The organism is Thermoflavimicrobium daqui (genome assembly GCF_003313465.1).
Classification (GTDB): Bacteria; Bacillota; Bacilli; order Thermoactinomycetales; family Thermoactinomycetaceae; genus Thermoflavimicrobium; species Thermoflavimicrobium daqui.
Map to the genome: position 1 here is coordinate 271,345 of NZ_KZ845665.1, position 21,899 is coordinate 293,243.

Sequence of the window (21,899 nt, forward strand, 5' to 3'; positions counted from 1 at the left end):
TTTTTTTGATTCATCCGTTGTGAAGGAATCAAAAACTGTTGTTAAATAAAGTTAAATCACTCATTTTTATAAAGAGGTGAGTTTATGAAAATTGTTATAGCACCTGACTCCTATAAAGGTAGTTTATCGAGCAAAGAAGTAGGATTGATTATCCAAAAGGCCTTCCAAGAAGAAATGCCGACAGCCGACATCGAAGTTGTTCCGATGGCCGATGGTGGGGAAGGAACGTTAGAGACAATCCTGTTCGCTGTAGGTGGAGAAAAAGTTGACCTAGAAGTTACTGGGCCATTAGGAAATCGGATTATGACAAGCTATGGAGTTTTAAGTGATCAGGAAACAGTTGTGATCGAAATTGCCCAAGTGGTAGGATTACCCCAAATTCCTCAAAATCAGAGAAATCCTATGTTGACAACTACCTATGGAGTAGGTGAGCAAATGATCCACGCTTTAAAGCGAGGGTATCGCAAATTTATAATCGGTCTGGGGGGAAGTGCTACCAATGATGGTGGTCTTGGAATGTTACAAGCACTGGGTATTACTTTTTTAGATCGCGATGGAAGCGCTGTCAAACCGATTGGTGCTTCACTTGAGAAAATTAAAGAAGTCGATTTTGGTACGATTCATCCCGAAGTTCTTAAGTGTGAGATTAAAGTAGCAAGTGATGTTAAAAATCCACTTTGTGGAAAGACAGGTGCATCGTATGTTTTTGGACCGCAAAAAGGAGCCACCAAAGAGCAAGTAGAAAAGCTGGACCAAGGTTTAGCACATTATGCTTCCTTAGTTGAGAATGCACTTGACCAATCCATTCAGTATGTAGCAGGTGCTGGTGCGGCTGGGGGACTTGGATTTGGACTTCTTACGATAGGAGCTAAGATTCTTTCAGGTTCACAGGTGCTGGCTGAAGCCACTGGATTAGAGGAAAAAATAAAAAAGGCCGATTGGGTTATTACAGGAGAAGGGCAAAGCGACTTTCAAACTCTTTACGGTAAAGTGCCATCATTTGTTGCTAAACTTGCCAAAAAGTATGATAGCAAAACAATTCTGATTTCGGGTAGTTTGGGGAATGGTTTTGAGCAGCTATATGAAGAATTTATTAGTTGTCATTCAATTGCTATAGGACCCCTGAGTATAAAAGAGTCGATCGCGAGCGCAAGCAAGTATTTATATATATGCGCATGTAACATTGCTCGTCTGTTGAAAGCGTCATCAAATTAAAAAATTTGAGGGGGGAGTTTTATGGTACATGGACCGTTATTGTTTTTGATTATCATACTTGGTGTTGGATTTATTGTGTTAGCAACAGCAAAGTGGAAGCTACATCCGTTTCTGGCTTTATTGATAGCAGCTTTTGGAGTGGGGATAGCTACAGGAATGCCACTCGGTAATGTTGTTAAAGTGGTAAATGAGGGCTTTGGTGGTCTAATGAGCAGTATTGGTATAGTGATCGTAGCGGGTACAGTCATTGGAACGATTTTAGAAAAGTCGGGTGCTGCTTTACGGATGGCCGAGGTCGTATTAAGACTTGTAGGCGAAAAAAGACCCCAGTTGGCCATGTCTTTAATAGGAGCCATTGTGAGTATTCCTGTTTTTTGTGATTCGGGATATGTAATCTTGTCGAGCTTGAAAAAAGCACTTGCTAAGCGAACCAAAGTAGCTCTTGCCTCTATGGCAGTTGCACTGGCTACTGGATTATATGCGACTCATACTCTCGTCCCACCTACACCTGGACCGATTGCAGCAGCAGGAAATATCGGTGCAAGTAATTATTTAGGGACCATTATTATTATCGGACTTATCGTATGTATTCCAGTTATTTTAGTCGGATATATTTGGGCGATGAAGGTAGCTAGTAAAATTCGGATTGAAGGAGAAGAAGATCATAACTTTCAATACGAAGAGGTTGTGAAACAGTTTGGAACCCTTCCTTCTACTGGAAAGTCATTTGCTCCGATTGTCATTCCAATCTTATTTATTGGTTTAGCTTCGATTATTTCTGCTGTCGGATGGAAAGGAGCTTTAGCTAATTTTTTTCTTTTTCTGGGTACACCCATTGTAGCTCTGTTAATCGGAGTATTTGTTTCTTTTACTCTCCTACCCAAATGGAATGAAGAAACATTAACAGGGTGGGTTGGAGAAGGAATCAAAGATTCGGCAGCAATCATTCTGATTACGGGAGCTGGAGGAGCTTTTGGCTCCGTGATTAAGGCAACACCCGTGGCTGATTTGATTAAAGGACTAGCTGATGGGGGTCTTTTAGGTGGAGCTTTAGTTCTACTGATTCCATTTATCGTTGCAGCGGCTTTGAAAACAGCACAAGGATCATCAACAGCAGCCTTGGTTATTACCTCTGCTCTTATCGCCCCCATGATCAAACAGTTAGGGATTGAAGGTGCAATTCCGCTCGCTCTGGTTGTGATGGCTATTGGAGCGGGAGCCATGACGATAAGTCATGTAAATGATAGTTACTTCTGGGTGGTTACACAATTTAGTGGAATGAAAGTAACGGATGCATACAAGGCACAAACAATGGCTACATTATTGCAGGGACTAACAGCTATTATTGTAACGATGATTTTATGGGTGATTTTAGTATAAAAGAAATGATTTCATATAGAGATTGATTAATGGAATGATGTCATGCTATATGGACTGATCGGCTTTAGTCGTTCAGTCCATATTTATATAAAGATTTGACTGTTCCACACGCTGAAGCCGTGGGATGAAAGACAGCAATGACTGTAAAGCTCGTTAGAAAGTCACTTTTCTTAAATGAAGCGGTGTGCCAAATTAGAATCATTCGTAACTGAAGAAGAGTAAAGGTATAACTGGTCGGGATATGACATAAAATAGCAGATAGAGTTAGGTGATCAATCGGATCATGTAAAACTGAGTAGATGTACGAAACAATAATTGAAAAATGATCTTAAATGAAAAGCTCTACCCGATTTAAAAGAGGAGCCCTTTTCTATGTTCAAAATAAAAGATTATTCATCCTATCCAAATTTACCCCATACCGTTACTCCTATAAAGTAAGAGAGAAACGATTCAAACCCGTTGTTCCCCTTAAGATATCTGTTAGTATTCTAATTGAATGGCCTTCGTAGCATTCATATAATCATTGGCAAGTAATTGATTTAAATCGTATGATGGATAATAACCTTTTTGATACATGTAGTAATAGACTTTTCCATGTAATTTAACTGCATTTTTTAGTTGTTTTGTTAAAACCTTTCTCAAAGCAGGAGTGGCGGTTTCTGTAATGGCTATTGCATAATTTCGTACCGCTGTTTTTGCTAACCCCAATAGATTTCCCGCATAAAATGGGGTTTCATCTATTTTACTCGAATCCATCATTACCTTTGGAGTTTCTGGATAAAATGCAAGGAGTTCAGTTAAATTCTGTTTAAGGGAGTGAATAGAGAATTTGTATAACTCCCTTAGCTTCGGATCGTGTACCATTTTAATACTTTTTTTAAGCATAAAGAGTCCAGCTGTTTGAAAAGCGACCAATTCATGCATATCTAAGGTTTCATGCCAAGCTAAATGATCATGAATCATACCTAAGTCCTCCTTGGGTATTTTAGAATTATTTTATTCGTAGTACCAGAATGGTGTGCAGTAATATATCTCTGTATCGAACAAGGGGTGATGATATGTGTGGTCGTTTTTCTTTATTTCATGATATGGAACAGCTGCAAAAACAATTTGACATGATCATGGTAGATCCGATGAAAGTCCGATATAATATAGCTCCCACTCAACTTGTTGTTACGGTTGTTCTTGAAGAAGGGAAGCGAGTTGGAAGATCGATGAAATGGGGACTGATTCCATCTTGGGCCAAGGATATGAAAATAGCCTACAAACTCATTAATGCAAGAGCGGAGACAATTGATGAGAAACCCATGTATAAGGAATTGGTCAAGAAACGGCGATGTATTATTTTAGCTGATGGCTTTTATGAATGGAAAAGGGAAGGGAAAGAAAAACGTCCATATCGGTTTCAGCTAAAATCTGGAAAGCCCTTTGCTTTCGCGGGACTATGGAACCAATGGATGCAGAACGGAGAAACATTAGATACCTGTACGATTATTACCACAAAACCCAATGAGTTGGTCAAAAAAGTACATGATCGGATGCCAGTAATACTACCACCCAATGCTTATGAGATATGGTTACACCATGAGATGCAAGATATCGAGTATCTAAAGAATCTGCTACAACCATATCCAGCCGTCGAAATGAAGGCTTTCGAAATTTCAACGTTAGTCAATTCACCTAAGAATGATCATCCGTCCATTTTAGAATCGCTTAGTTGTGTTGAAGGCTTATGGGATAATATATTTGAGTGAATACTTAAAAAAACGTTGACAAACCGAGTTTTCCTTTTCCAATTGAACGACTTTTACTGGTTTTTTAGCAATGAGAGTGAAACGGAAAAGGAAAACATCCACAGAAAAAGACTTTGTCAACAAGTTGAACAACTCGTTCTATGAAATGAGTTGTTTTTATTATGGATAAAATTTAATTATAAACTCGCTTTCGACAAAGGGAATTGCATAAATAGGTTCATCTGAGAATAACAAGATGTATAACTATACTTATTATCATAAAAATTTTTATTATTTAATAATATCAGTTTAAATGGGTATAATATTATGATACAATATAGATAAAATATTCAAATAATTTAAGGTATATTATTGGAGGTGTTTTTGAGTATATGCTAAAAAAGATCAATAGTGTTCTGCTCATTTTCTGTTTATTCGCTTTTTGTTTTGCCCCTACTGCTTTAGCTTTCAGTTCGAGTCAACAGCCACAATATCATTCGACTGCGGAGCAAGCTGAAGAGGAATTGAAGATTAAGCCGAGTATCAATCCGCATCCCACTAATGATGAAGCAAGAAATCACTACCCTATTGTGTTGGTACATGGTTTGACAGGTTGGGGAAGAGATGAAATGTTGGGTTTCAAATATTGGGGCGGTATTCAGGATATTGAAAAAGATATGAAAAGCCATGGTTATGAAACATATACAGCTGCAGTGGGTCCAGTTTCAAGTAATTGGGATCGAGCTGTTGAACTATATGCACAGATTAAAGGTGGGAGAGTTGATTATGGAGAAGCCCATTCTAAAAAACATGGACATGCCCGATATGGTAGAACATACCCTGGACTATATCCAAAGTGGGGAGAAATAAATCCAGAGACGTCTATGATTTATAAAATTCACCTAATTGGGCATAGTTTGGGAGGACAGACGATTCGGGTGTTAAATCAACTTTTGGCACAGGGAGATGAAAATGAAAGACATGCTACACCTAAAGACGAATTATCTCCCTTGTTTAATGGAGAGAATAAGCCGTGGATTCATAGTATCCTATCCATTGCTTCACCACATGATGGGTCTGCACTTACTTATAAGGTGAAAGAATTGATTCCACATCTTCAACAAATTGTAACATTAGCTGCATCGGCTACAGGCTCCAAAGATAATCCCATGTACGATTTCAAATTGGATCAATGGGGATTAAAAAGACTTCCTAATGAGCCCTTTGATAGATATTATCAGCGTGTTCGGAATAGTTCCCTTTGGAAAACTTCAAAAGATACTGCTGAATGGGATTTAAAACCAGAAGGTGCCAAAGAGTTAAATGATTGGGTTAAAGCCCAACCTAATGTGTATTACTTTTCTGTATCCGCAGAGCAAACCTATAAAAGCATCCTAACAGGACACCAGATTCCTGAGCCACTGATGAATCCGCTTTTTCACCCTACATCGTATTTTTTAGGGTCGTATACGCAAATTGGACAAGGTAAAGTCCCTATTAACTCGGCTTGGTGGCGAAATGATGGCATGGTTCATACTTCTTCGATGGATGGTCCAGCCACAGATCCGATTGTTTCCTATAATAAAGATGCGCAAAAAGGAGTGTGGAATCATCTGGGGATTATGCGTTCATATGACCATATCGACTTGATTGGCTTAGGAGTCAGAGATATGCGTGCATGGTATCGGGCATTAGGCAAGTTGTTGTACTCTTTATCAGCTCAGTAAAGCCGATATGAATGGATATCTTGGAAAAGCATAATTTAATAGAATTGACTATATTATATATAAATTACTATATTAAAAGAGAGAATAAAATTTACACCATAAAAATGTGCTATATGAGGAGACATCTAGATGAAAACATGGTTAAAAATAATAGGATTAGTCATATTTTTTATGATCGTTCCTGAACTTCTTTCTATCATAACATTCCCTATCTTTTCAAGCATACTAAATTTACCCTTTGTGCCAGTTAATTTATTAAATGATGGTGTCACCTTTATCGTATTAGTCGCCATAGTGCTTTGGAGACGTCGTCGCCTTACAGAACCGATTTATCTGAATAAGCCAAAAACCTCTGTCCTGCTTTTAACGATTCCATTAGCTCTCGCCATGAATTTCTTTAGTGGGTATTTAATGGAGCTTTTACCCTTAGCGGAAGAGCAGAAGGCTATAGAAGAAATGTTTAAGCCCTTTGTTCAAGCACCATTGTGGATGGGAACTTTATATTTCGGTGTATTTGCAGCATTAAATGAAGAGTTATTATTACGAGGACTTATCTATCATGAGTTAAGAAGAAAAATGTCAGTCATCGTTGCTGTGATCATTCAAGGGGTTTTGTTTGGGATCATGCATGCAAACATTTATCAATTGATTTATACGAGTTTAATGGGTATTATTATTGGATTGGTCTATGTATGGACACGATCCATTTGGGTTACGATGTCGATTCATTTTGTCAATAATTTTTATAGCCTTATTATCACTAAATATACAACGTTTAAGCTTACAGGAAGTATTCTATATTTAGCTATTAGTTTATTAATGATTTTAGTGTTTCTGATTTGGATTTATCGAGCAGAGCATCGAAGACCTGCATAAATCATAAGAGAAAGGCTAAGGCAGCATCATATTAGGATGTTCTCTTAGTCTTTTTTTATTTTTTCAATAAAGTATTGATCTGAATGAGATTGACACAGTGATTCGTGAAGTTGACGTTGCAGAAGAATGGACAGAGGAGTTAACCAAAAAAGAAGTAAATTGGCTAGTAGCAAAAGCAGAATAGGAAATAAGAATGTACGGATTGCTAATCAATTTGGTCATAATAGTTAATTTTGTCAACAACCAGACCTAGCATCTGGAAGAGATACTAGGTTTGGTTGTTGAGAGGAATGACTTATTAATAAGTAACCGTTTTCATATGTAGAGGATAAATTTTCTCCAATTTTTGCGTTGTTACTTTGATTCGCGTAATATTCTATATTTGAATAATCGTTTCCATTTTGGTTTTATAGAATAGTAAGGTTATTAATTATAATAAAACTGACAGGAGGCGAAAATTATGGTAGTTGGGAAAAAACGTTTTAGGATTGCCATTTTACTCGTACTATTACTTGTTACCAGTGTGTTAATCCCTACAGGAGCCTTTGCTTCCGTACCAGCTAAAGAGAAAGATCAAGAGCTTTGGAAGGCACTTTTACCACTTGATACCGTGGTTAGTTTCATGAATACCGGAGCTCATCCAGATGATGAACAAAGTGCTTTACTTGCCTATTTATCTTTAGGGAAAGGGGTACGCTCTATCAGTCTCATCGCCAATAGAGGAGAGGGTGGGCAAAACGAGATTGGATCAGAGCTTTTTAATGGCTTAGGGATGATTCGTACCCGAGAACTTCAAGAGGCTTCGAAATTACTTAATATTCATCTTCTCCAATTAAGTGAGAAACCTGATGATTCTATTTTTGACTTTGGTTTTTCCAAGTCTCCAACAGAAACACTTGAAAAATGGGGAGAAAACCTTACGTATGAACGATTAATTCGCAAGATCCGTGAAACTCGCCCTGATATTGTCATGCCTTCTTTTCTCGATGTACCATCGCAACATGGGCATCATCGGGCCATCAATCAGCTAACTGTGAAGGCATTTGAAGATGCAGCTAATCCTAATATTTTTCCGGAACATTTGAAACAAGGTCTTCAACCTTGGCAAGTGAAAAAACTCTATCTTCCTGGAGAGGACAAAACCACCACACTCAAATTTAACATTGGTGGAAAAGTAGATCCAATTTATGGGCTTACTTATCCTCAATTGGGTGAGGAATCTCGTAAGTATCATAAATCACAAGGAATGGGACGGGATCTTCCGATTGCTGATTACTATGTTTCGCTTCAGCTAGCGAAGTCGAAAGTAGGAAGTGTCGGAGCAGAAGAAACGATTTTTGATCATCTTCCATATGATTTTCAAGCATACAGTAAGAAAGTGAATAATACAAAGATTAAAAGTAAACTGATTCAATTACAAATGCAATACGAAACGACAATCAAAAGTTATCCTGATCATGTCACTGTAACCAAAAACGTACAAAAGGCCTTAAAGTTGACACGTCAATTAATGAAAGATTTAAGAAAGCATCCGCTCTCAAATGATTTACAATCCGATCTCTTATATCGTCTTCAAGTAAAAGAAAAGCAACTTGAGCATGCCAGTGCAGTTGCTTCCAAAGTACAAGTATCTCTCAATGTCGGGGATGGTGTTTGGACTCTAGGTTCAACCAAAAATGTTTCAATACAAGTGCAAAACCACAGTGTGACCACACTTGCAAATATTCAAGTGAAACCTGTTTTTGCGAATAATGGATGGAAAGCAAGTACAAAATCATTTATTAGACATCTTAAAGCTGGAGATCATCTGACGATCTCTTCGAATATCACGGCTCCTGCTAAAAGTGACTCTTTTTATGAGCCTTACCAACCATCCGCTGTACAATTTGACGTAAGCTATAAGCTATATGGCGAAACCGTTACCAAGCGGGTTTCCGTAGATTCTTTAAAACAAACGGTTGCCTTGTTACCTGATTGGGGACTATTGCTTACTCCAGAGTCGGGGATCATTAATACAGAGAAACAGCAAGATATCAAAAAAGTAACAGTTCAAGTAACAAACTACCTGCAAGGAGCCAATAAGGGAACACTGGAATTAGAATTACCAAAAGGCTGGAAAGCAGAACCAAGTGTGCAAACAGTCGAATTCCATAAGTTTTTAGAGAAGAAAAATGTAACCTTTACCATCACAACCAAAGCTGGATTTGGAGAACAAAATGTCCAACTTCCAGTCATAGCAAAAGTAAACGGTAAAGCATTCTCTAAGCAAGTACAACCCATCTCCTATCCTCATATAGGAACGGTCTATTATGTTCGAGATGCTAAGATAACTTTTACTGGAGTTTCTTTAAAATTTGATCCAGATCGAAAGATTGGCTATATCGAAAGCGGTTTTGATAATACAGCGAATGCTTTACGAGAAGCTGGACTTCAAATTCATTCTCTAACTGAAACGGATATTAAGTCTGGCGACCTAAGTCAGTATGATACGATCGTTGTCGGGATTCGTGCTTATCTCTCGCGTAAAGATCTTCTAGAAAATAATCAAAGATTGCTAGACTATGTGAAAAATGGTGGACATGTGGTTATGCAGTATCATAAGCCCGGGGATAATTGGAAACCAGAATTAGCTCCATACCCGCTAATTCCCGGAAACCCACCTATTAACTGGCGTGTTACTGATGAGAATGCGCCTGTCACCTTTCTAGATCCAAATCATCCGATTATCAAAGGCCCTAATTTAATTACTTCTAAGGACTTTGATAACTGGGTACAAGAGAGAGCAGTATATTTCCCATCTACATGGGATTCGGAAAACTATCATCCACTCTTCTCCATGTCAGATCCAGGAGAAAAGCCATTTAATAGTGGTGTGTTAGTAGCAAACTATGGAAAAGGAACTTATATTTATACCAGTCTGGTACTTTATCGTGAAATTCAATCACAAGTACCTGGTGGTTATCGTCTGATGGTCAATCTCATTGAGTATCCACAAAAATCATCATAGTATGAAAAAACTAGACTCTGTTTTTAGAGTCTAGTTTTTTCTATTCAGTATAATCGGTAAAAAATATATCGATTATTTGGTTAATTTTGGTATAATGCAAATATTAGAATGGAGGTGGCCAGGATAAATATGGAAGAGAAAATGGATCATTTATTTAAAGAAATGGGCTTGTTAAAAATGAATATGAATGAAATACAAGAAACGATGGCTATAAAGGATGAAGTTGAAGCAGTAGCACGTACCTTAGAAATGATAGCGCTTGGTACTTCAGAGGAAGCAGCTGCAACGGTAGAAGATAAGGCGGAGGCTGGTTATGTCATACTACAATCTTTATTTCATGGATTAGAGATGCGAACAAATAAGAGATTTGATCAATTGGATACAAAAGTACAGGAAATTCAAACCGATATAAAGCAACAAGAGAAGCAGATCCAAAAACTCCAAACTGAGGTCAAGCAGCATAATCAGCAAATGATTAATATGCAGATGAGTATAAATACACTGGCTGAATCAATGAATAACAATATGAAAATCCAAGTAGAACGATTTGATCAGATTTTTGATATGATGCGGAGTTGGGTAACAAAACAAACTGAAATAGAGGATACAATTGTAGCTTTGAAACGTTCGATTGAAGATTAATTAGATAGATATAAATTTAGACAGCATTAAGATGATGCATTCGCTAGTTCCTATCATGTAGGAGCTTTTTTATTTATAACGAAGTTAATATAAAAATGATAAATAAAAATATTCATCATTAAAAATTTTTAGTATTTTTTAATAAGTTGGGCTTGATTATTTAAAAGAGACCATGTTTTTTAGAAAAGAAAGGAATAAGGATACTATAAATTGCAACTGTGCACCTAATATTACATCTATTATGAATTGAAGTGAAATAATGAAAAGGAGGTACATATAGTTTCATAAAATAAAATTTAAAATAAAGCAGATGATATTTAACCAATTTTAAAGATAATAAATTTATGGAGGTTATCGTATTGGGAAACTTAGAAGAAACATATGATGTGATTATTATTGGATCAGGTTTAGGTGGCTTAACAGCAGGTGCATTATTAGCACAAGCTGGTGCTACTGAAGAAGATTAAATTTTTAGAAGTAGATCCGATGTATCGTTTGGTTTTAGGAAATTATCGTTATGATATACCTGCAAATATAGATCAATTAGCTCAAAAGATGGGGAAATGGTTCCCAGAAGATCAACAAGCAATTAAAGAAACTCTATTAGAAATCAAACAAATAGGTAATTTCATTTTTGGGAATAGTTATGAGAAAAGTGAAACTATTTCTAAAAAAGTGTTTGACATCATGGGGATGTTTTTTGCAGAATATCTGGATAACCGCTTTAAGCATCCACATGCTTCCAAAGTACTAGGCTCCTTACATCCATATGCAGGAGTTCCTATGAACGAGTTATCTGCTCTTTTTATGATGTGTGTGATTACCTCTTATCAAGGTGGGGCATTTTATCCTCGTGGAGGCTAGCAAAAAATGGTAAATATTTTAAGGGATTATATTCAGGAATAAGGTGGGGAATTGACACTCCCACGGCTGAGGCCGATGGGATTCTTGGGTAGTTAGCGTTCGCAGTCCGTTTCCGTTTTGAACAACTCCCAAGTTCAGGGGTGTGTCATCACCCCGTCCCATGCAGTTAGAAATGTACCCACATAGGCGGAACGCCTATCACCAGCGTTCTAGTTCCTTTTCACTCACTCTCATGATTTTACCTAGTGGGAAAGACTTGTTCGCCACTAGAACCCCATACCATGACGTACTTAGGAACAAAACCTACTATAAGTAGGATGAGCACCGTTCATGTATTCGATTATACAGAAAATTGTTGCTCTAAGCAATCCCAAAAAGGGATTACCGAGCAACGCAGTCTTTCATCCCACGATTGAAACCGTGGGCTTTCAGCCCGCAATACCTGTAAGTGAATAAGATTCTATTTCAATTTCTACCTAAAGTTCTGGATCCGATGAATTACTATTCGCTATCTTTTGTATAATATATTTCTTGCCTTTTGCTTCGATGGTAACTTTATCAATGTCTAATTCGGCTAGTTGTTCAATGAATCCTTGGAGTTTGGAATGATGGAAATTAGCTTCCCTGTTTTGCTCATAACTTTTTTTAGGTTTTAGTTTTTCGATTGTGCGTAAGTCTGTTTGTACATTTCCCTCTACTTTTTCTTCTGATTGATTTTGCGAATGCATAGTAGAGCTATAATGATCATCACTAATGGTCCCCTCTACATTTAGATCAATTGCATTGCCATTGATCTCCCCAAAAACCTCCAACTTTAAGGGTTGAACTTTGTCTATCTTAACATGGTTGTTCTTGGATAAGAAAACATCATCTTCAGAAGGAATGACATGGTTTGTACTAGGTAAATCTGTAGGAATATCTGAGAAATCAATTTTTCTCTCGATTTTTTTGGTCGGTGTGATTAATATGGAGGAGTTTGTTGGTTTTTTTGTGGTGGCTTTTACTTTATGGATCACTTTTGATTTTAGATGAGTTTTTTGTTTGATGGGCTCCTGAACTATCTTCATTTCTTTGGTAGGAACGAAAGGATGTTTTTCTTTTAATGATGGTGTCACATTGATTGCTGGCTTTAGTGTAGGAAGAGGACTAGGAGAAGGAACATGGCTATAGATAGACGAATTGGGTGGCATAGCCGAAGCCGTTGCTGAAGAGACTAAAGCTAGACTAAGTGTAACAAGAGGAAGCCATGGTGATTTCAACTTTTCGAACTTATGAAGCAGAGATTTTATGGTATTTTTTCGATAGGATAGTTCATCAGTAGCAAAAAACTCCAGCTGTTTCATTGGGGGGAGCTCAAAAAAGTTTTTCTCATTTCTATCCATTGCAAAACCTCCATTCTTTCGATTACCTATAATTTCTAATTAATCTAATTATTCCCTCCCGTGATTTGAAACAAAAATTTTCTTCGTTATTTTACTTAACCATCGTTTTATAAGGTTTATTCTCGTATAAAATAATAGAAGGTGTATGGCTGTATTCATCATTGAGCCTATACAAATGAATCGAGTTGTTCTTGTCTATGATTATAAAATCTAGGCAGTGAGATTGAGTAGAAAATGATGAGTGGCTGTTCTAGAAAACAGTCTCAATGAGAAATAACATAAGTCGTGGGAAGGAAAAGGGAACGATGCTAAGTGGTTGATGATAGGAAGAATGGCAATTGGCAGCAGATGGAGGAGTGTGTCCAATGGATAGAAAAATATATCGGCTGTGAAGTTTACTTTATACATCATGAGCATCCAGAGAATGGTTTTGTGGAGTTTCGAAATGGGGGGCATATTATATATATTTTTGGAGATCAAAATCAAATGGACTTTCGTTTGTTTCTCGATATTCTAGCACATGAAGCTGGTCATGTTTTATATAATCAACGTCAATTTGCCAAGGGATTAACTTATGAAGAGATCATTCATCGAACAAAGGCGAAACTCCAATGTTTTGACCAACTCTTAGCACAGAAGATCATTACTAGTGACGAGTATAGCCGCCTTTATGCAGCTATTGAAGAAGAATGGGAAAGTAATTATGAGAAGGAAAATATTTTATCAAAAATGAAAGATTTTCTTAATGATTTATGAAATCGCAACTAAGTTGGCCCTTACCTCAAATTCTTTAGGTTCTACAGTATCCAATGTTCCTACAGTGTAAGAGGGGTATTTTTATGATATGACTTTCCAAGACGATAATAATAGTCTACGATTTGGGGATTTAGATTTTTGTATTTTTGCGGAACCTCAGGAAGATCATCTGCTTGCCTCTGGGTATAGACAGATTGACCAGGAGCTACGAAGCGATTGTCAGCAATTTTTACATGATTAGTAATAACAGCTCCGTGCATAATAACACAATTGCAACCGATTGTGGCTCCATAGATAGAAGCATGCTGACCGATCAATGTGTTATGTCCGATAAAGAGTGGACCATGAACAGCGGCATGATGTAAAACACTTACATCTCCTTCAATATACACACCTACAGCTTCATTATTTAGGCAGATTGATTCTCCGGGATGACAATGCATTATTACAAAGTCTTGTATGTTGGTTCTAGGACCAATATAAAACGGTGGGGAAGCATCAGCGCGTAGCACATTGTGGAAGCCAATAAAGACATCTTTTGCAATCCGTATATCACCAATGATTACTGAATTAGAGCCGATGACAGCTTTTCGACTGATCGTTGGATACGTGGGGAAAGGAGCTTCGCGAACGGGTGGATTATGAAATAAAATGCTATGAAGTGAGTGTTTACCAATCAATGTGTATCCCTTCCTTTCTAGACCATAACCTATGAAAACTGAAGATATTTCGTGCTAGTCCGTCATTTTAATTTTGTTAAAGATGGGAATAAGGTTTAGCCCAAGGAGATAGGGAACTTCCCTTATTCCTAAATTTCATAATCGTATAATTACTCTTTTGAAATAGGGAAATAGTAGATGTTTGGGTACGTATACGCTTAGATTAAACTTTTAAGAAGAATTATTTAAAGACAGAGGTGTTTTGTTTGAATAATGATTTAGGCAATGCAACAGCTTTATTGGAAAAAGCAAGAGCTTTATCGGAACGATTTGCACAAAGAGCAGCAGAAGTAGATGAAAAGGCAGATTTTCCAGAAAAAAATTTTAAGGATCTGAAAGAAGCAGGCTTTTTAGAATTAACGATACCCAAAGAGTTTGGCGGACATGAAATTACATTATCCGAGTTGGTTCGGGTTATAGAATACTTAGGTGAAGGTGATGCCTCAACCGCTTTATCATTGGGATGGCATTTAAGTATTTTGATGGAACAAGCAACACTTCGTCAATGGCCTCAAGATCAATTCGCTGATATCTGTCATGAGATCATCACCCAGAAAAAATTAATTAATCGCATTGCAACAGAACCTACGACAGGCAGTCCCTCACGTGGAGGAAATCCACAGACCATAGCCCAGAGAACGATGAAAGGTTGGGAAATCACAGGATACAAAACATTTGCAAGTATGAGTAAAGCGCTGGATTTTTTACTTGTAACAGCTACGATAAAAGAAACAGGTGAAGTTGCGGAATTCTTGATTCGAAAAGGATTGCCTGGTGTTTTCTACGAAGAAACATGGAATACCCTTGGTATGCGTGGAACGATTAGTCATGATATAAGGCTTAAGAATGTGGTGCTACCTGAGGAGTCATTACTACGAATCATGCCTGAAAAACAGAAAAGAAGTTATGGGCGTGGGTGGATGTTGCATATTCCGGCTTGTTATTTAGGAGTGGCCAAAGCTGCACGCCGTTTTGCCGTCCAATTTGCTAAAGACTACTCCCCATATGGTATATCGGGTTCAATTCAACAATTTCCACATATACAGCGTTTCATCGGGGAAATGGAAGTAGAATATTTCACAGCACAAACACTGCTTTATTCCATGGCAGAGCGTTGGGATCATGATCCACAGCAGAGACTACATCTAGCTCCTGAATTAGCAGCAACGAAATTAGTAGTTACAAATACGGCATGTCATATTGTAGACTTAGCTATGCGAATCGTTGGAGGTCATAGCTTATATCGACGCTTTCCACTTGAGAGATATTATCGTGATGTTCGTGGGGGATTACATAATCCACCTATGGATGATATGACGATCCAGATGTTAGCCCAACGAGCTTTTGAACAAAGAGATAAGTAAGATTTGAGAAGATGGACGGAGGTTAAGCATATAGGTAGTAAAAGTATTTAATGGTATTGATATAGACTCTATCAAACTGAAGTGGGCGATTTTATTTTAAGAAGATTTCATCTAGATGGGCCGATTGTGTCTTTATGAGCAACGGAAGGTCAACTTATGAAAAGCAGGCACTATTTTATTACAATAGTGCCTGCTGATACTGTCTTATAATCCGCATTACTTTTCCAATCAAACGACTATCTCAAAGAAATAATTAAATTTTAGCTTTTTACTTTTGAGCCTAATATAATCGCTGCTAATATAATACAAAAACTTCCGACCCATTCGAAAATACCAAAAGGAACATGTAGCCAAATAACGGAGATAATTGCTGCTGTGAGTGGTTCAGAACTTGCTAAAATGCTTGTTTCATTGGGTTTAATATATAGAATACTACGTGTGTAGAGAGAAAAAGGAATCGCAGTACCAAAAAGAATAATAAATATTAAAAGGGAGATTGAATCGAATGATGTGTTTTCTGGAAGCTGCCAAGGTGGAGCAATGAAGCTTAAAATGATGCCACCGATAAGCATAGCCCAACCGTTAACTTGAGTAGTGCCCCAGCGTTGAATGAGTTTCTTTGGATAAATGGTATAAAAAGCTAAGAAAACTGCTGATGATATCCCCCATATAAATCCCTCAAACGGGATATTTAACTTATCGATCTTACCACTTGTAATTAAAAAGAAGGTGCCAAATAAAGCAAGAATTAATGCGATCATTTCATATTTATTAGGCATTCGTTGGAGTCGAATGGCTAGATAAACGGTAATAAAGACAGGACCTAAATATTGTAGTAGTGCAGCCGATGCAATATTGCTGGTTTCGATTGCCTTAAAAAATGTATATTGTACTGCTAACATTCCGAAAATGGAATAAAGAATTAAAGGTAAACGATCTGACTTATTTTTCCATACAGTCCAAATGGAATGAGTTGTATCTGTGAAAGAGGAGAAACAAAGTAAGACGACTCCAGAGATTAGTAAGCGTATAGTGACTAGCCAGTTAGTCTGGAATCCGTAATGTTGAATTAAGTACTGTACCATCGAACCAGAAATTCCCCACAAAGCACAACTAATGATAACCATAGAAATTCCTTTTAATCGATAATGGTGATTTGGAATTGCTTTATTCATAATGGTATAAATGCCTCCTATCTATTATACTCTCTTATATGCAATATATCGCATTCTACAAAAATAAGCAATAAAAGAACAGCTCTCAAATTCGAGCTGTTCTTAAGGAAACTTACTTACTCCAAATTCCCCTTAGGACCAAAGAATTCAAAATGAATATTTTCATCAGGAATTCCAATTATTTCTAATAATTTTTTAATAGCTTTCATATAAGGAGTAGGGCCACAGAAGTAAAAATCTGCTTTCTCATTGGGAATTACGGTTTTTAACCAGTCTAAATCAACATAACCCTCTTTGTGGAAGCGATGGGCTAAACGATCATCTTCAGTTGGTTTTTCATATACCACATAATAATGAAGTTGATTATTTTCCTCCGCACGTTTTTGAAGATATTCTTTCATCGCATGATATTCTCCGCTAATTGCTGAATGAATATAATAAATTTGCCGCTCAGGTTGCTTTTGAATCATGGTATTAAGCATACTAATTAATGGGGTCATTCCTACACCACCACTCAAGAGTACAACAGGTGTATCTTTTTGAAGATCAAGATAAAAGTCGCCAGCTGGTGCACTGATCTCAAGTTGATCACCTACTTGAACCTGCTGATGAAGATAGGTAGAAACAATACCTGCCGGCTTATTTGAAGAGCCATCTTCACGTTTTACAGAGATTCTATAATAATCGTTACCAGATGCATCTGACAGACTATATTGGCGAATCATGGTATAATCATAGCCTTCTATGTTGACTCGTAAGCTAATATATTGCCCTGGAAGGTAATTTGGAATGGCTTGTCCATCAGCAGGCTTAAGATAGAAAGAAGTAATTACATTACTTTCTTGTATCTTTTTATCTACGATAAATGGACGATAACCTTTCCAGCCGCCTGGCTGATGTTCAGCTTTATCGTATAAGTTTTGCTCAGTAGTGATAAATATATCAGCTAACACCCCATAGGTTTGTTTCCAAGCATCAATAATTTCATCTGTAGCTGCATCTCCAAGCACATCTTTAATAGCGAGTAAGAGGAATTTACCAACGATCGGATAGTGCTCAGGTTTAATTCCAATACTGCGATGTTTATGGAAAACGACTTGAATTGCCGGAAGAATATCTTCTAAGTGGTCAATATTAGCAGCTGCAGCATAAACAGCATTTGCTAGAGCTCGAGGTTGATCTTTTAACTTTTGATGGGTTTGATTAAATATATTTTTTAATTCAGGATGTGCTTCAAACATCATCTGATAAAAGCGGCTAGTGATCTGTTCACCATGAGCTTCTAAAACAGGCACAGTCGATTTAATGATCTCTTTAGTGTGATGACTAAGCATTTAAATCACTGCCTTTCATGAATATAGGATATTATCTAGTTATAGTTTAACTTCTATACGTAAATTGATTCTGTGATTTTAATCACATGAAAAGTGACAAAGAGGTGAACTTGAGTTGAATCTTCATAAGGGTGAAGTTTTATTTATACAAGGTGAACAAGGTGATATTTTTCGATTGAAGAATGGTTTGCTCAAAGTGGTTCGCTTTCAAGAAGATGGCACTTGTGTATTACTGAACTTGTTAACTCCAGGTGAATTATTTCCTCACCACTCGTTATTTAGTCCTAAACCTTACTATGCTACAGTGAGTGCAGTCCTTCCTAGTGAAGTGCAGGTCATACCTGCAGATTCTTGGTATAAAGAGCTAAAGGAAAATCCAGCTAAGCAATTTGAGCTAGCCCAAATATTAGAGAGAAATTTAGTTCGGATGCAGGAACGGGTAAGTATGACTACCGTTCCAACAAGCAAACGAATTCCATTATTTCGTGACTGGTTATATAAATATTGTCCAGATCATCCCATTGAAGACTTATTAACACAAGAAGAAATTGGTCAATTCTTAGGAATGAGTCGAGAAACCGTTAATCGTTATTTAAAAAAGAATAAAATAATCAATGAATCTTTTGTAAAGTAATAAAAAAGAAGTTCATCTAGAGAAAAAGAACTAAGTGAGACCTTCTCAAAAAAATATCCGTATCACTATAGAAGTGATACGGATGCACATTTAGTAAGAACTTTTATTAGAATGGGTGGTGTGAGAAGCATATGATCCTTTATTTAAAGATGGAGTCAGTAAAGATTTTGTTTCAGCTAGACATTTAGCGCATAAGAGTAGATTTTTCCCTTCTAGAAAGGTACGAGCCTCATATTTTGCTGTCAATTTTCCACAACATTCGCACAAATATCCTTTGTTTTTCATATCATTCACCTCATTTCAATGCAATATCTATTCATATAGAAAAATTTTTATCAGCAGGAGAGTCGCGTGAGTATAATAATAGCTATTTACCTCTTTTCACTATCCTTTAAACTTCTTTTTTTGTTTTTATTGGAAGAGGGTGTTAGAATATTTATGTCATCCTATTCTGTGAGGGATCAAAGGTTATGGATAAACGACTTTATCAGGTAATATCTTGGTTACAAAATGAGCAATTAGATATGGCAATGATTCATTCTTCAACCAATGTTTACTATTTAACACAGTTTATGTGTGAACCTCATGAACGCTTTCTGGGGCTGTTTATTTTTCCACATGCTGAACCTTTTTTAATTTGTCCATTGTTGGATGTGGATAAAGCTCAAGATTCAGGTTGGTCATATACTGTGATTGGATATGATGATGTTGAAAATCCATGGGAAATTGTGCGAAATGAGGTTCGGAAGCGATTACCTAATCGACAAATAAGGATTGCTATCGAAAAAGAACGAGTAAGTTATGCACGAGTAGAACAGCTTACACAGGTTATAGCATCAAATGAGATTGTTTCCATCGATGAGGAAATAAATAAATGGCGTTTAATTAAGACAGATCAAGAGATCGATTGGATGCGAGAAGCAGCAAGGCTTGCAGATTATGGAGTCGAAATAGGAATGAACTTTTTGAAAAAAGGCTGCACAGAGATGGAAGTTCTCGGTCAAATTGAGTTAGAGTTAAAGAAAAAAGGGATCGAAGGTATGGCTTTTGATACGATGGTTTTATTTGGAGAAAAATCGGCCTTGCCACATGGAACTCCAGGGCTACGAGAATTAAACAAGGGTGACATGGTCCTATTCGATTTGGGTGTAAAATGGAAAGGATATTGTTCAGATATTACCCGTACGGTTGCTTTTGGGACGATCGATGAGAAACAACAAGAAATTTATGAGGTGGTTCTTCAAGCACAGCTAGAGGCGCTAAACCATTGTAAGCCTGATATCAGAGTGGGTAACTTGGATCAAGCTGCACGATCTGTTATTGAAGAAGCTGGGTATGGCAAGTATTTTACTCATCGTGTTGGTCATGGTTTGGGGATGGAACTTCATGAATACCCATCACTTAATGCAACCAATGAGAATCTACTACAGGTAGGTATGACTTTTACCATTGAACCAGGAATTTATATACCTAATCTATGCGGTGTTCGAATTGAAGATGACGTAGTTATTACAACGACAGGCTATGAAACGCTTACCTCTTTTCCTAAAGAATTACAAGTCATTTGTTGAAATAGCTCGTATCCTTTTTTGCGAGCTTTTTTTATGATAATAAAAGAGAGTGCCTTTCTTAATTGAACAGCTACAATATTAGAGAATTTTTCTTACAAACTGAATAGTAAGAATTATAAGCGAGGGATGCAAATGCCTATTTATTTCTATCGAACGAATGAAAAATATGGTTGTTTTTCTAATTTCGCATCTTATCCAATTGAATTAGATGGACAAATCTGGCCAACGAGTGAACATTATTTTCAAGCACAAAAGTTCATTACCATCAATCCTTCCTATAGCGAAAAGATTCGAAATACAAAATCACCTATGATTGCTGCAAAGCTCGGACGTTCACGAAAAATTCCGATTCGTCCTGATTGGGAAGATGTAAAAGATGATGTCATGCGAAAAGTTGTACTTTGTAAAGTAATGACACATCGTGATGTTCATGAATACTTAGTTTCAACGGGTGATGAAGAGATTATCGAAAAAACAACGCATGATAGATACTGGGGTTGTGGTATAGATGGAACGGGAAAAAACATGTTAGGTAAAATTTTGATGGAAGTTAGAGCAAAATTGATAAAACCATAACTTACCTTAGAAATTCGAAATGGTTTTATAGTAAAAGATGATACATTTCGATATACTAAATAAGGTAGTAATGACCGAAATGTTTTTGAATTAGCTATTTATCTCTAATAATTAGAATGATTTTATAAATAATTTCTACAATGATCTCTTATTGGGCTCATTGTTTTGATGATCGTCCTATTTTAAGGAGTGGGGACATGCTGCAGTATTTAATGGAATTCTTAAAAGAATATGGAGTCTTGGCCTTATTTATTGCCACAGCGATTGAAGCCTCAGCATTACCCTTTCCAGGGGCTTGGGTTGTGCTTGTTTTTGGTTTGATGTATCCAGCTAGTCCTTGGCAACTTATTCTAATTGCTGCAGCAAATGGGGTGGTATTTTCGATCTTTAGTTTGATTCCATATATGATCGGAAGAAAATTGGAAGGGTTTACTAAGAAGAAATTTGATCCTACCAAAATTGAAAAAACACAAAATTGGTTTCGGAAATATGGTGAATGGAGTATTATATTTACCCGCCCACTAAGTGTAGGAAACTACATGTCATTTATTTCTGGAATGTGTAAAGTTCGTTTTTGGCGTTATCTTTTATTTACGTACTTTGGAGTATTTCCTTGGAATGCGTTTTTACTGTTGATGGGCCATTCAGGCAGCTTAGATAGTATTCAACGTTTATTAGCCCGTCTACAACATGTTGGTTATATGACTGGAGTAATTCTGCTAATCTTAATTGGTGTTGGTGTGGTTATTTGGCGAATGAAAAAGAAACAGAGACAATCTGAACAAACAGAGCGTGGCTAATCGATGTGACACTTTACTTATGGTAAGGTGTCGCTTTTCGTATTGAATCCAGAAAAGGATTGATCTAAAACGATTCAAATTATTATAACAAGATTTGATTTGTTAATATGATGGTATTATAATAAATTTATAATTTATTTTAAA

The 21,899-nt window shown here is 36.9% G+C and carries 20 protein-coding genes; 15 read left to right on the forward strand and 5 right to left on the reverse strand.

What is annotated here, in order from left to right:
* The first annotated feature begins 84 nt into the window (after nt 1–84).
* Nucleotides 85–1,215 carry a glycerate kinase gene (locus DL897_RS06885; RefSeq protein ID WP_113658409.1) on the forward strand — a complete coding sequence of 377 codons (1,131 nt, stop codon included), beginning with the start codon at nt 85–87 and terminating at the stop codon, nt 1,213–1,215.
* 21 nt (nt 1,216–1,236) lie between these two features.
* Entirely contained in the window at nt 1,237–2,595 is a 1,359-nt protein-coding gene (locus DL897_RS06890; protein ID WP_113658410.1) for a GntP family permease, read from the forward strand.
* 480 nt (nt 2,596–3,075) lie between these two features.
* On the opposite strand, the gene DL897_RS06895 is transcribed toward DL897_RS06890, so the two are convergent.
* Nucleotides 3,076–3,558 carry a spore coat protein gene (locus DL897_RS06895; protein WP_113658411.1) on the reverse strand — a complete coding sequence of 161 codons (483 nt, stop codon included), beginning with the start codon at nt 3,556–3,558 and terminating at the stop codon, nt 3,076–3,078.
* Nucleotides 3,559–3,653: 95 nt separating this feature from the next.
* On the opposite strand from DL897_RS06895, the gene DL897_RS06900 reads away from it, so the two are divergent.
* The 7 genes from DL897_RS06900 to DL897_RS18820 all read left to right on the forward strand — a co-directional run bounded on the left by DL897_RS06900 (nt 3,654) and on the right by DL897_RS18820 (nt 11,900).
* A complete protein-coding gene (locus DL897_RS06900; protein WP_113658412.1) occupies nt 3,654–4,349 on the forward strand; it encodes an SOS response-associated peptidase in 696 nt (231 codons plus the stop codon).
* Nucleotides 4,350–4,720: 371 nt separating this feature from the next.
* The gene (locus DL897_RS06905) at nt 4,721–6,055 is read left to right on the forward strand and encodes an esterase/lipase family protein (protein WP_240627292.1); all 1,335 of its coding nucleotides are present in this window, start codon (nt 4,721–4,723) and stop codon (nt 6,053–6,055) included.
* A 129-nt stretch (nt 6,056–6,184) separates the two neighbouring features.
* Nucleotides 6,185–6,931: a CPBP family intramembrane glutamic endopeptidase gene (locus tag DL897_RS06910; RefSeq protein WP_113658413.1), complete on the forward strand. Its 747-nt coding sequence runs from the start codon at nt 6,185–6,187 to the stop codon at nt 6,929–6,931.
* Nucleotides 6,932–7,391: 460 nt separating this feature from the next.
* The gene (locus DL897_RS06915) at nt 7,392–9,938 is read left to right on the forward strand and encodes a PIG-L family deacetylase (RefSeq protein WP_113658414.1); all 2,547 of its coding nucleotides are present in this window, start codon (nt 7,392–7,394) and stop codon (nt 9,936–9,938) included.
* Nucleotides 9,939–10,067: 129 nt separating this feature from the next.
* Nucleotides 10,068–10,580 (forward strand): hypothetical protein, encoded by a 513-nt coding sequence (locus DL897_RS06920; protein ID WP_113658415.1) that lies wholly within the window; start codon nt 10,068–10,070, stop codon nt 10,578–10,580.
* Nucleotides 10,581–11,066: 486 nt separating this feature from the next.
* Nucleotides 11,067–11,444 carry a phytoene desaturase family protein gene (locus DL897_RS06925; protein ID WP_145962203.1) on the forward strand — a complete coding sequence of 126 codons (378 nt, stop codon included), beginning with the start codon at nt 11,067–11,069 and terminating at the stop codon, nt 11,442–11,444.
* 330 nt (nt 11,445–11,774) lie between these two features.
* Complete coding sequence (locus DL897_RS18820; RefSeq protein ID WP_276308563.1) at nt 11,775–11,900, forward strand: hypothetical protein; 126 nt, start codon at nt 11,775–11,777, stop codon at nt 11,898–11,900.
* A gap of 20 nt (nt 11,901–11,920) precedes the next feature.
* On the opposite strand, the gene DL897_RS06930 is transcribed toward DL897_RS18820, so the two are convergent.
* Entirely contained in the window at nt 11,921–12,826 is a 906-nt protein-coding gene (locus tag DL897_RS06930; protein ID WP_113658417.1) for a hypothetical protein, read from the reverse strand.
* A gap of 312 nt (nt 12,827–13,138) precedes the next feature.
* On the opposite strand from DL897_RS06930, the gene DL897_RS06935 reads away from it, so the two are divergent.
* Complete coding sequence (locus DL897_RS06935; protein WP_113658418.1) at nt 13,139–13,582, forward strand: hypothetical protein; 444 nt, start codon at nt 13,139–13,141, stop codon at nt 13,580–13,582.
* A gap of 59 nt (nt 13,583–13,641) precedes the next feature.
* Here the strand turns inward: DL897_RS06935 and DL897_RS06940 are convergent, their stop codons facing one another.
* On the reverse strand, nt 13,642–14,262 hold the full coding sequence (locus DL897_RS06940; protein ID WP_113658419.1) for an LbetaH domain-containing protein: 621 nt from the start codon (nt 14,260–14,262) through the stop codon (nt 13,642–13,644).
* A 245-nt stretch (nt 14,263–14,507) separates the two neighbouring features.
* Here DL897_RS06940 and DL897_RS06945 point away from each other — a divergent pair, with 245 nt between their 5' ends.
* Nucleotides 14,508–15,665, forward strand: coding sequence for an acyl-CoA dehydrogenase family protein (locus DL897_RS06945; RefSeq protein WP_113658420.1), 1,158 nt, complete (start codon nt 14,508–14,510; stop codon nt 15,663–15,665).
* 260 nt (nt 15,666–15,925) lie between these two features.
* On the opposite strand, the gene DL897_RS06950 is transcribed toward DL897_RS06945, so the two are convergent.
* Nucleotides 15,926–16,840 carry a DMT family transporter gene (locus tag DL897_RS06950; protein WP_113658421.1) on the reverse strand — a complete coding sequence of 305 codons (915 nt, stop codon included), beginning with the start codon at nt 16,838–16,840 and terminating at the stop codon, nt 15,926–15,928.
* A gap of 116 nt (nt 16,841–16,956) precedes the next feature.
* Nucleotides 16,957–18,174 (reverse strand): NO-inducible flavohemoprotein, encoded by a 1,218-nt coding sequence (hmpA, locus tag DL897_RS06955; RefSeq protein ID WP_113658422.1) that lies wholly within the window; start codon nt 18,172–18,174, stop codon nt 16,957–16,959.
* 115 nt (nt 18,175–18,289) lie between these two features.
* Between hmpA and DL897_RS06960 the strand changes: the two genes are divergently transcribed.
* From DL897_RS06960 to DL897_RS06975, 4 genes are all read left to right on the forward strand, one after another.
* Nucleotides 18,290–18,808, forward strand: a complete 519-nt coding sequence (locus DL897_RS06960) for a Crp/Fnr family transcriptional regulator (protein WP_113658423.1) — start codon at nt 18,290–18,292, stop codon at nt 18,806–18,808.
* A 470-nt stretch (nt 18,809–19,278) separates the two neighbouring features.
* Nucleotides 19,279–20,379: a M24 family metallopeptidase gene (locus DL897_RS06965; protein ID WP_113658424.1), complete on the forward strand. Its 1,101-nt coding sequence runs from the start codon at nt 19,279–19,281 to the stop codon at nt 20,377–20,379.
* A gap of 126 nt (nt 20,380–20,505) precedes the next feature.
* Nucleotides 20,506–20,955 (forward strand): NADAR family protein, encoded by a 450-nt coding sequence (locus tag DL897_RS06970; RefSeq protein ID WP_206186498.1) that lies wholly within the window; start codon nt 20,506–20,508, stop codon nt 20,953–20,955.
* A gap of 197 nt (nt 20,956–21,152) precedes the next feature.
* Nucleotides 21,153–21,755 (forward strand): DedA family protein, encoded by a 603-nt coding sequence (locus DL897_RS06975; protein ID WP_168188691.1) that lies wholly within the window; start codon nt 21,153–21,155, stop codon nt 21,753–21,755.
* The last annotated feature ends 144 nt before the right edge of the window (nt 21,756–21,899 follow it).

Bases quoted from the DNA above. Each gene is read 5' to 3' on its own strand.
- DL897_RS06885 (WP_113658409.1), top strand. From the start codon at position 85: ATGAAAATTGTTATAGCACCTGACTCCTATAAAGGTAGTTTATCGAGC.
- DL897_RS06890 (WP_113658410.1), top strand. From the start codon at position 1,237: ATGGTACATGGACCGTTATTGTTTTTGATTATCATACTTGGTGTTGGA.
- DL897_RS06895 (WP_113658411.1), bottom strand. From the start codon at position 3,558: ATGATTCATGATCATTTAGCTTGGCATGAAACCTTAGATATGCATGAA.
- DL897_RS06900 (WP_113658412.1), top strand. From the start codon at position 3,654: ATGTGTGGTCGTTTTTCTTTATTTCATGATATGGAACAGCTGCAAAAA.
- DL897_RS06905 (WP_240627292.1), top strand. From the start codon at position 4,721: ATGCTAAAAAAGATCAATAGTGTTCTGCTCATTTTCTGTTTATTCGCT.
- DL897_RS06910 (WP_113658413.1), top strand. From the start codon at position 6,185: ATGAAAACATGGTTAAAAATAATAGGATTAGTCATATTTTTTATGATC.
- DL897_RS06915 (WP_113658414.1), top strand. From the start codon at position 7,392: ATGGTAGTTGGGAAAAAACGTTTTAGGATTGCCATTTTACTCGTACTA.
- DL897_RS06920 (WP_113658415.1), top strand. From the start codon at position 10,068: ATGGAAGAGAAAATGGATCATTTATTTAAAGAAATGGGCTTGTTAAAA.
- DL897_RS06925 (WP_145962203.1), top strand. From the start codon at position 11,067: ATGTATCGTTTGGTTTTAGGAAATTATCGTTATGATATACCTGCAAAT.
- DL897_RS18820 (WP_276308563.1), top strand. From the start codon at position 11,775: ATGTATTCGATTATACAGAAAATTGTTGCTCTAAGCAATCCCAAAAAG.
- DL897_RS06930 (WP_113658417.1), bottom strand. From the start codon at position 12,826: ATGGATAGAAATGAGAAAAACTTTTTTGAGCTCCCCCCAATGAAACAG.
- DL897_RS06950 (WP_113658421.1), bottom strand. From the start codon at position 16,840: ATGAATAAAGCAATTCCAAATCACCATTATCGATTAAAAGGAATTTCT.
- hmpA (WP_113658422.1), bottom strand. From the start codon at position 18,174: ATGCTTAGTCATCACACTAAAGAGATCATTAAATCGACTGTGCCTGTT.
- DL897_RS06965 (WP_113658424.1), top strand. From the start codon at position 19,279: ATGGATAAACGACTTTATCAGGTAATATCTTGGTTACAAAATGAGCAA.
- DL897_RS06970 (WP_206186498.1), top strand. From the start codon at position 20,506: ATGCAAATGCCTATTTATTTCTATCGAACGAATGAAAAATATGGTTGT.
- DL897_RS06975 (WP_168188691.1), top strand. From the start codon at position 21,153: ATGCTGCAGTATTTAATGGAATTCTTAAAAGAATATGGAGTCTTGGCC.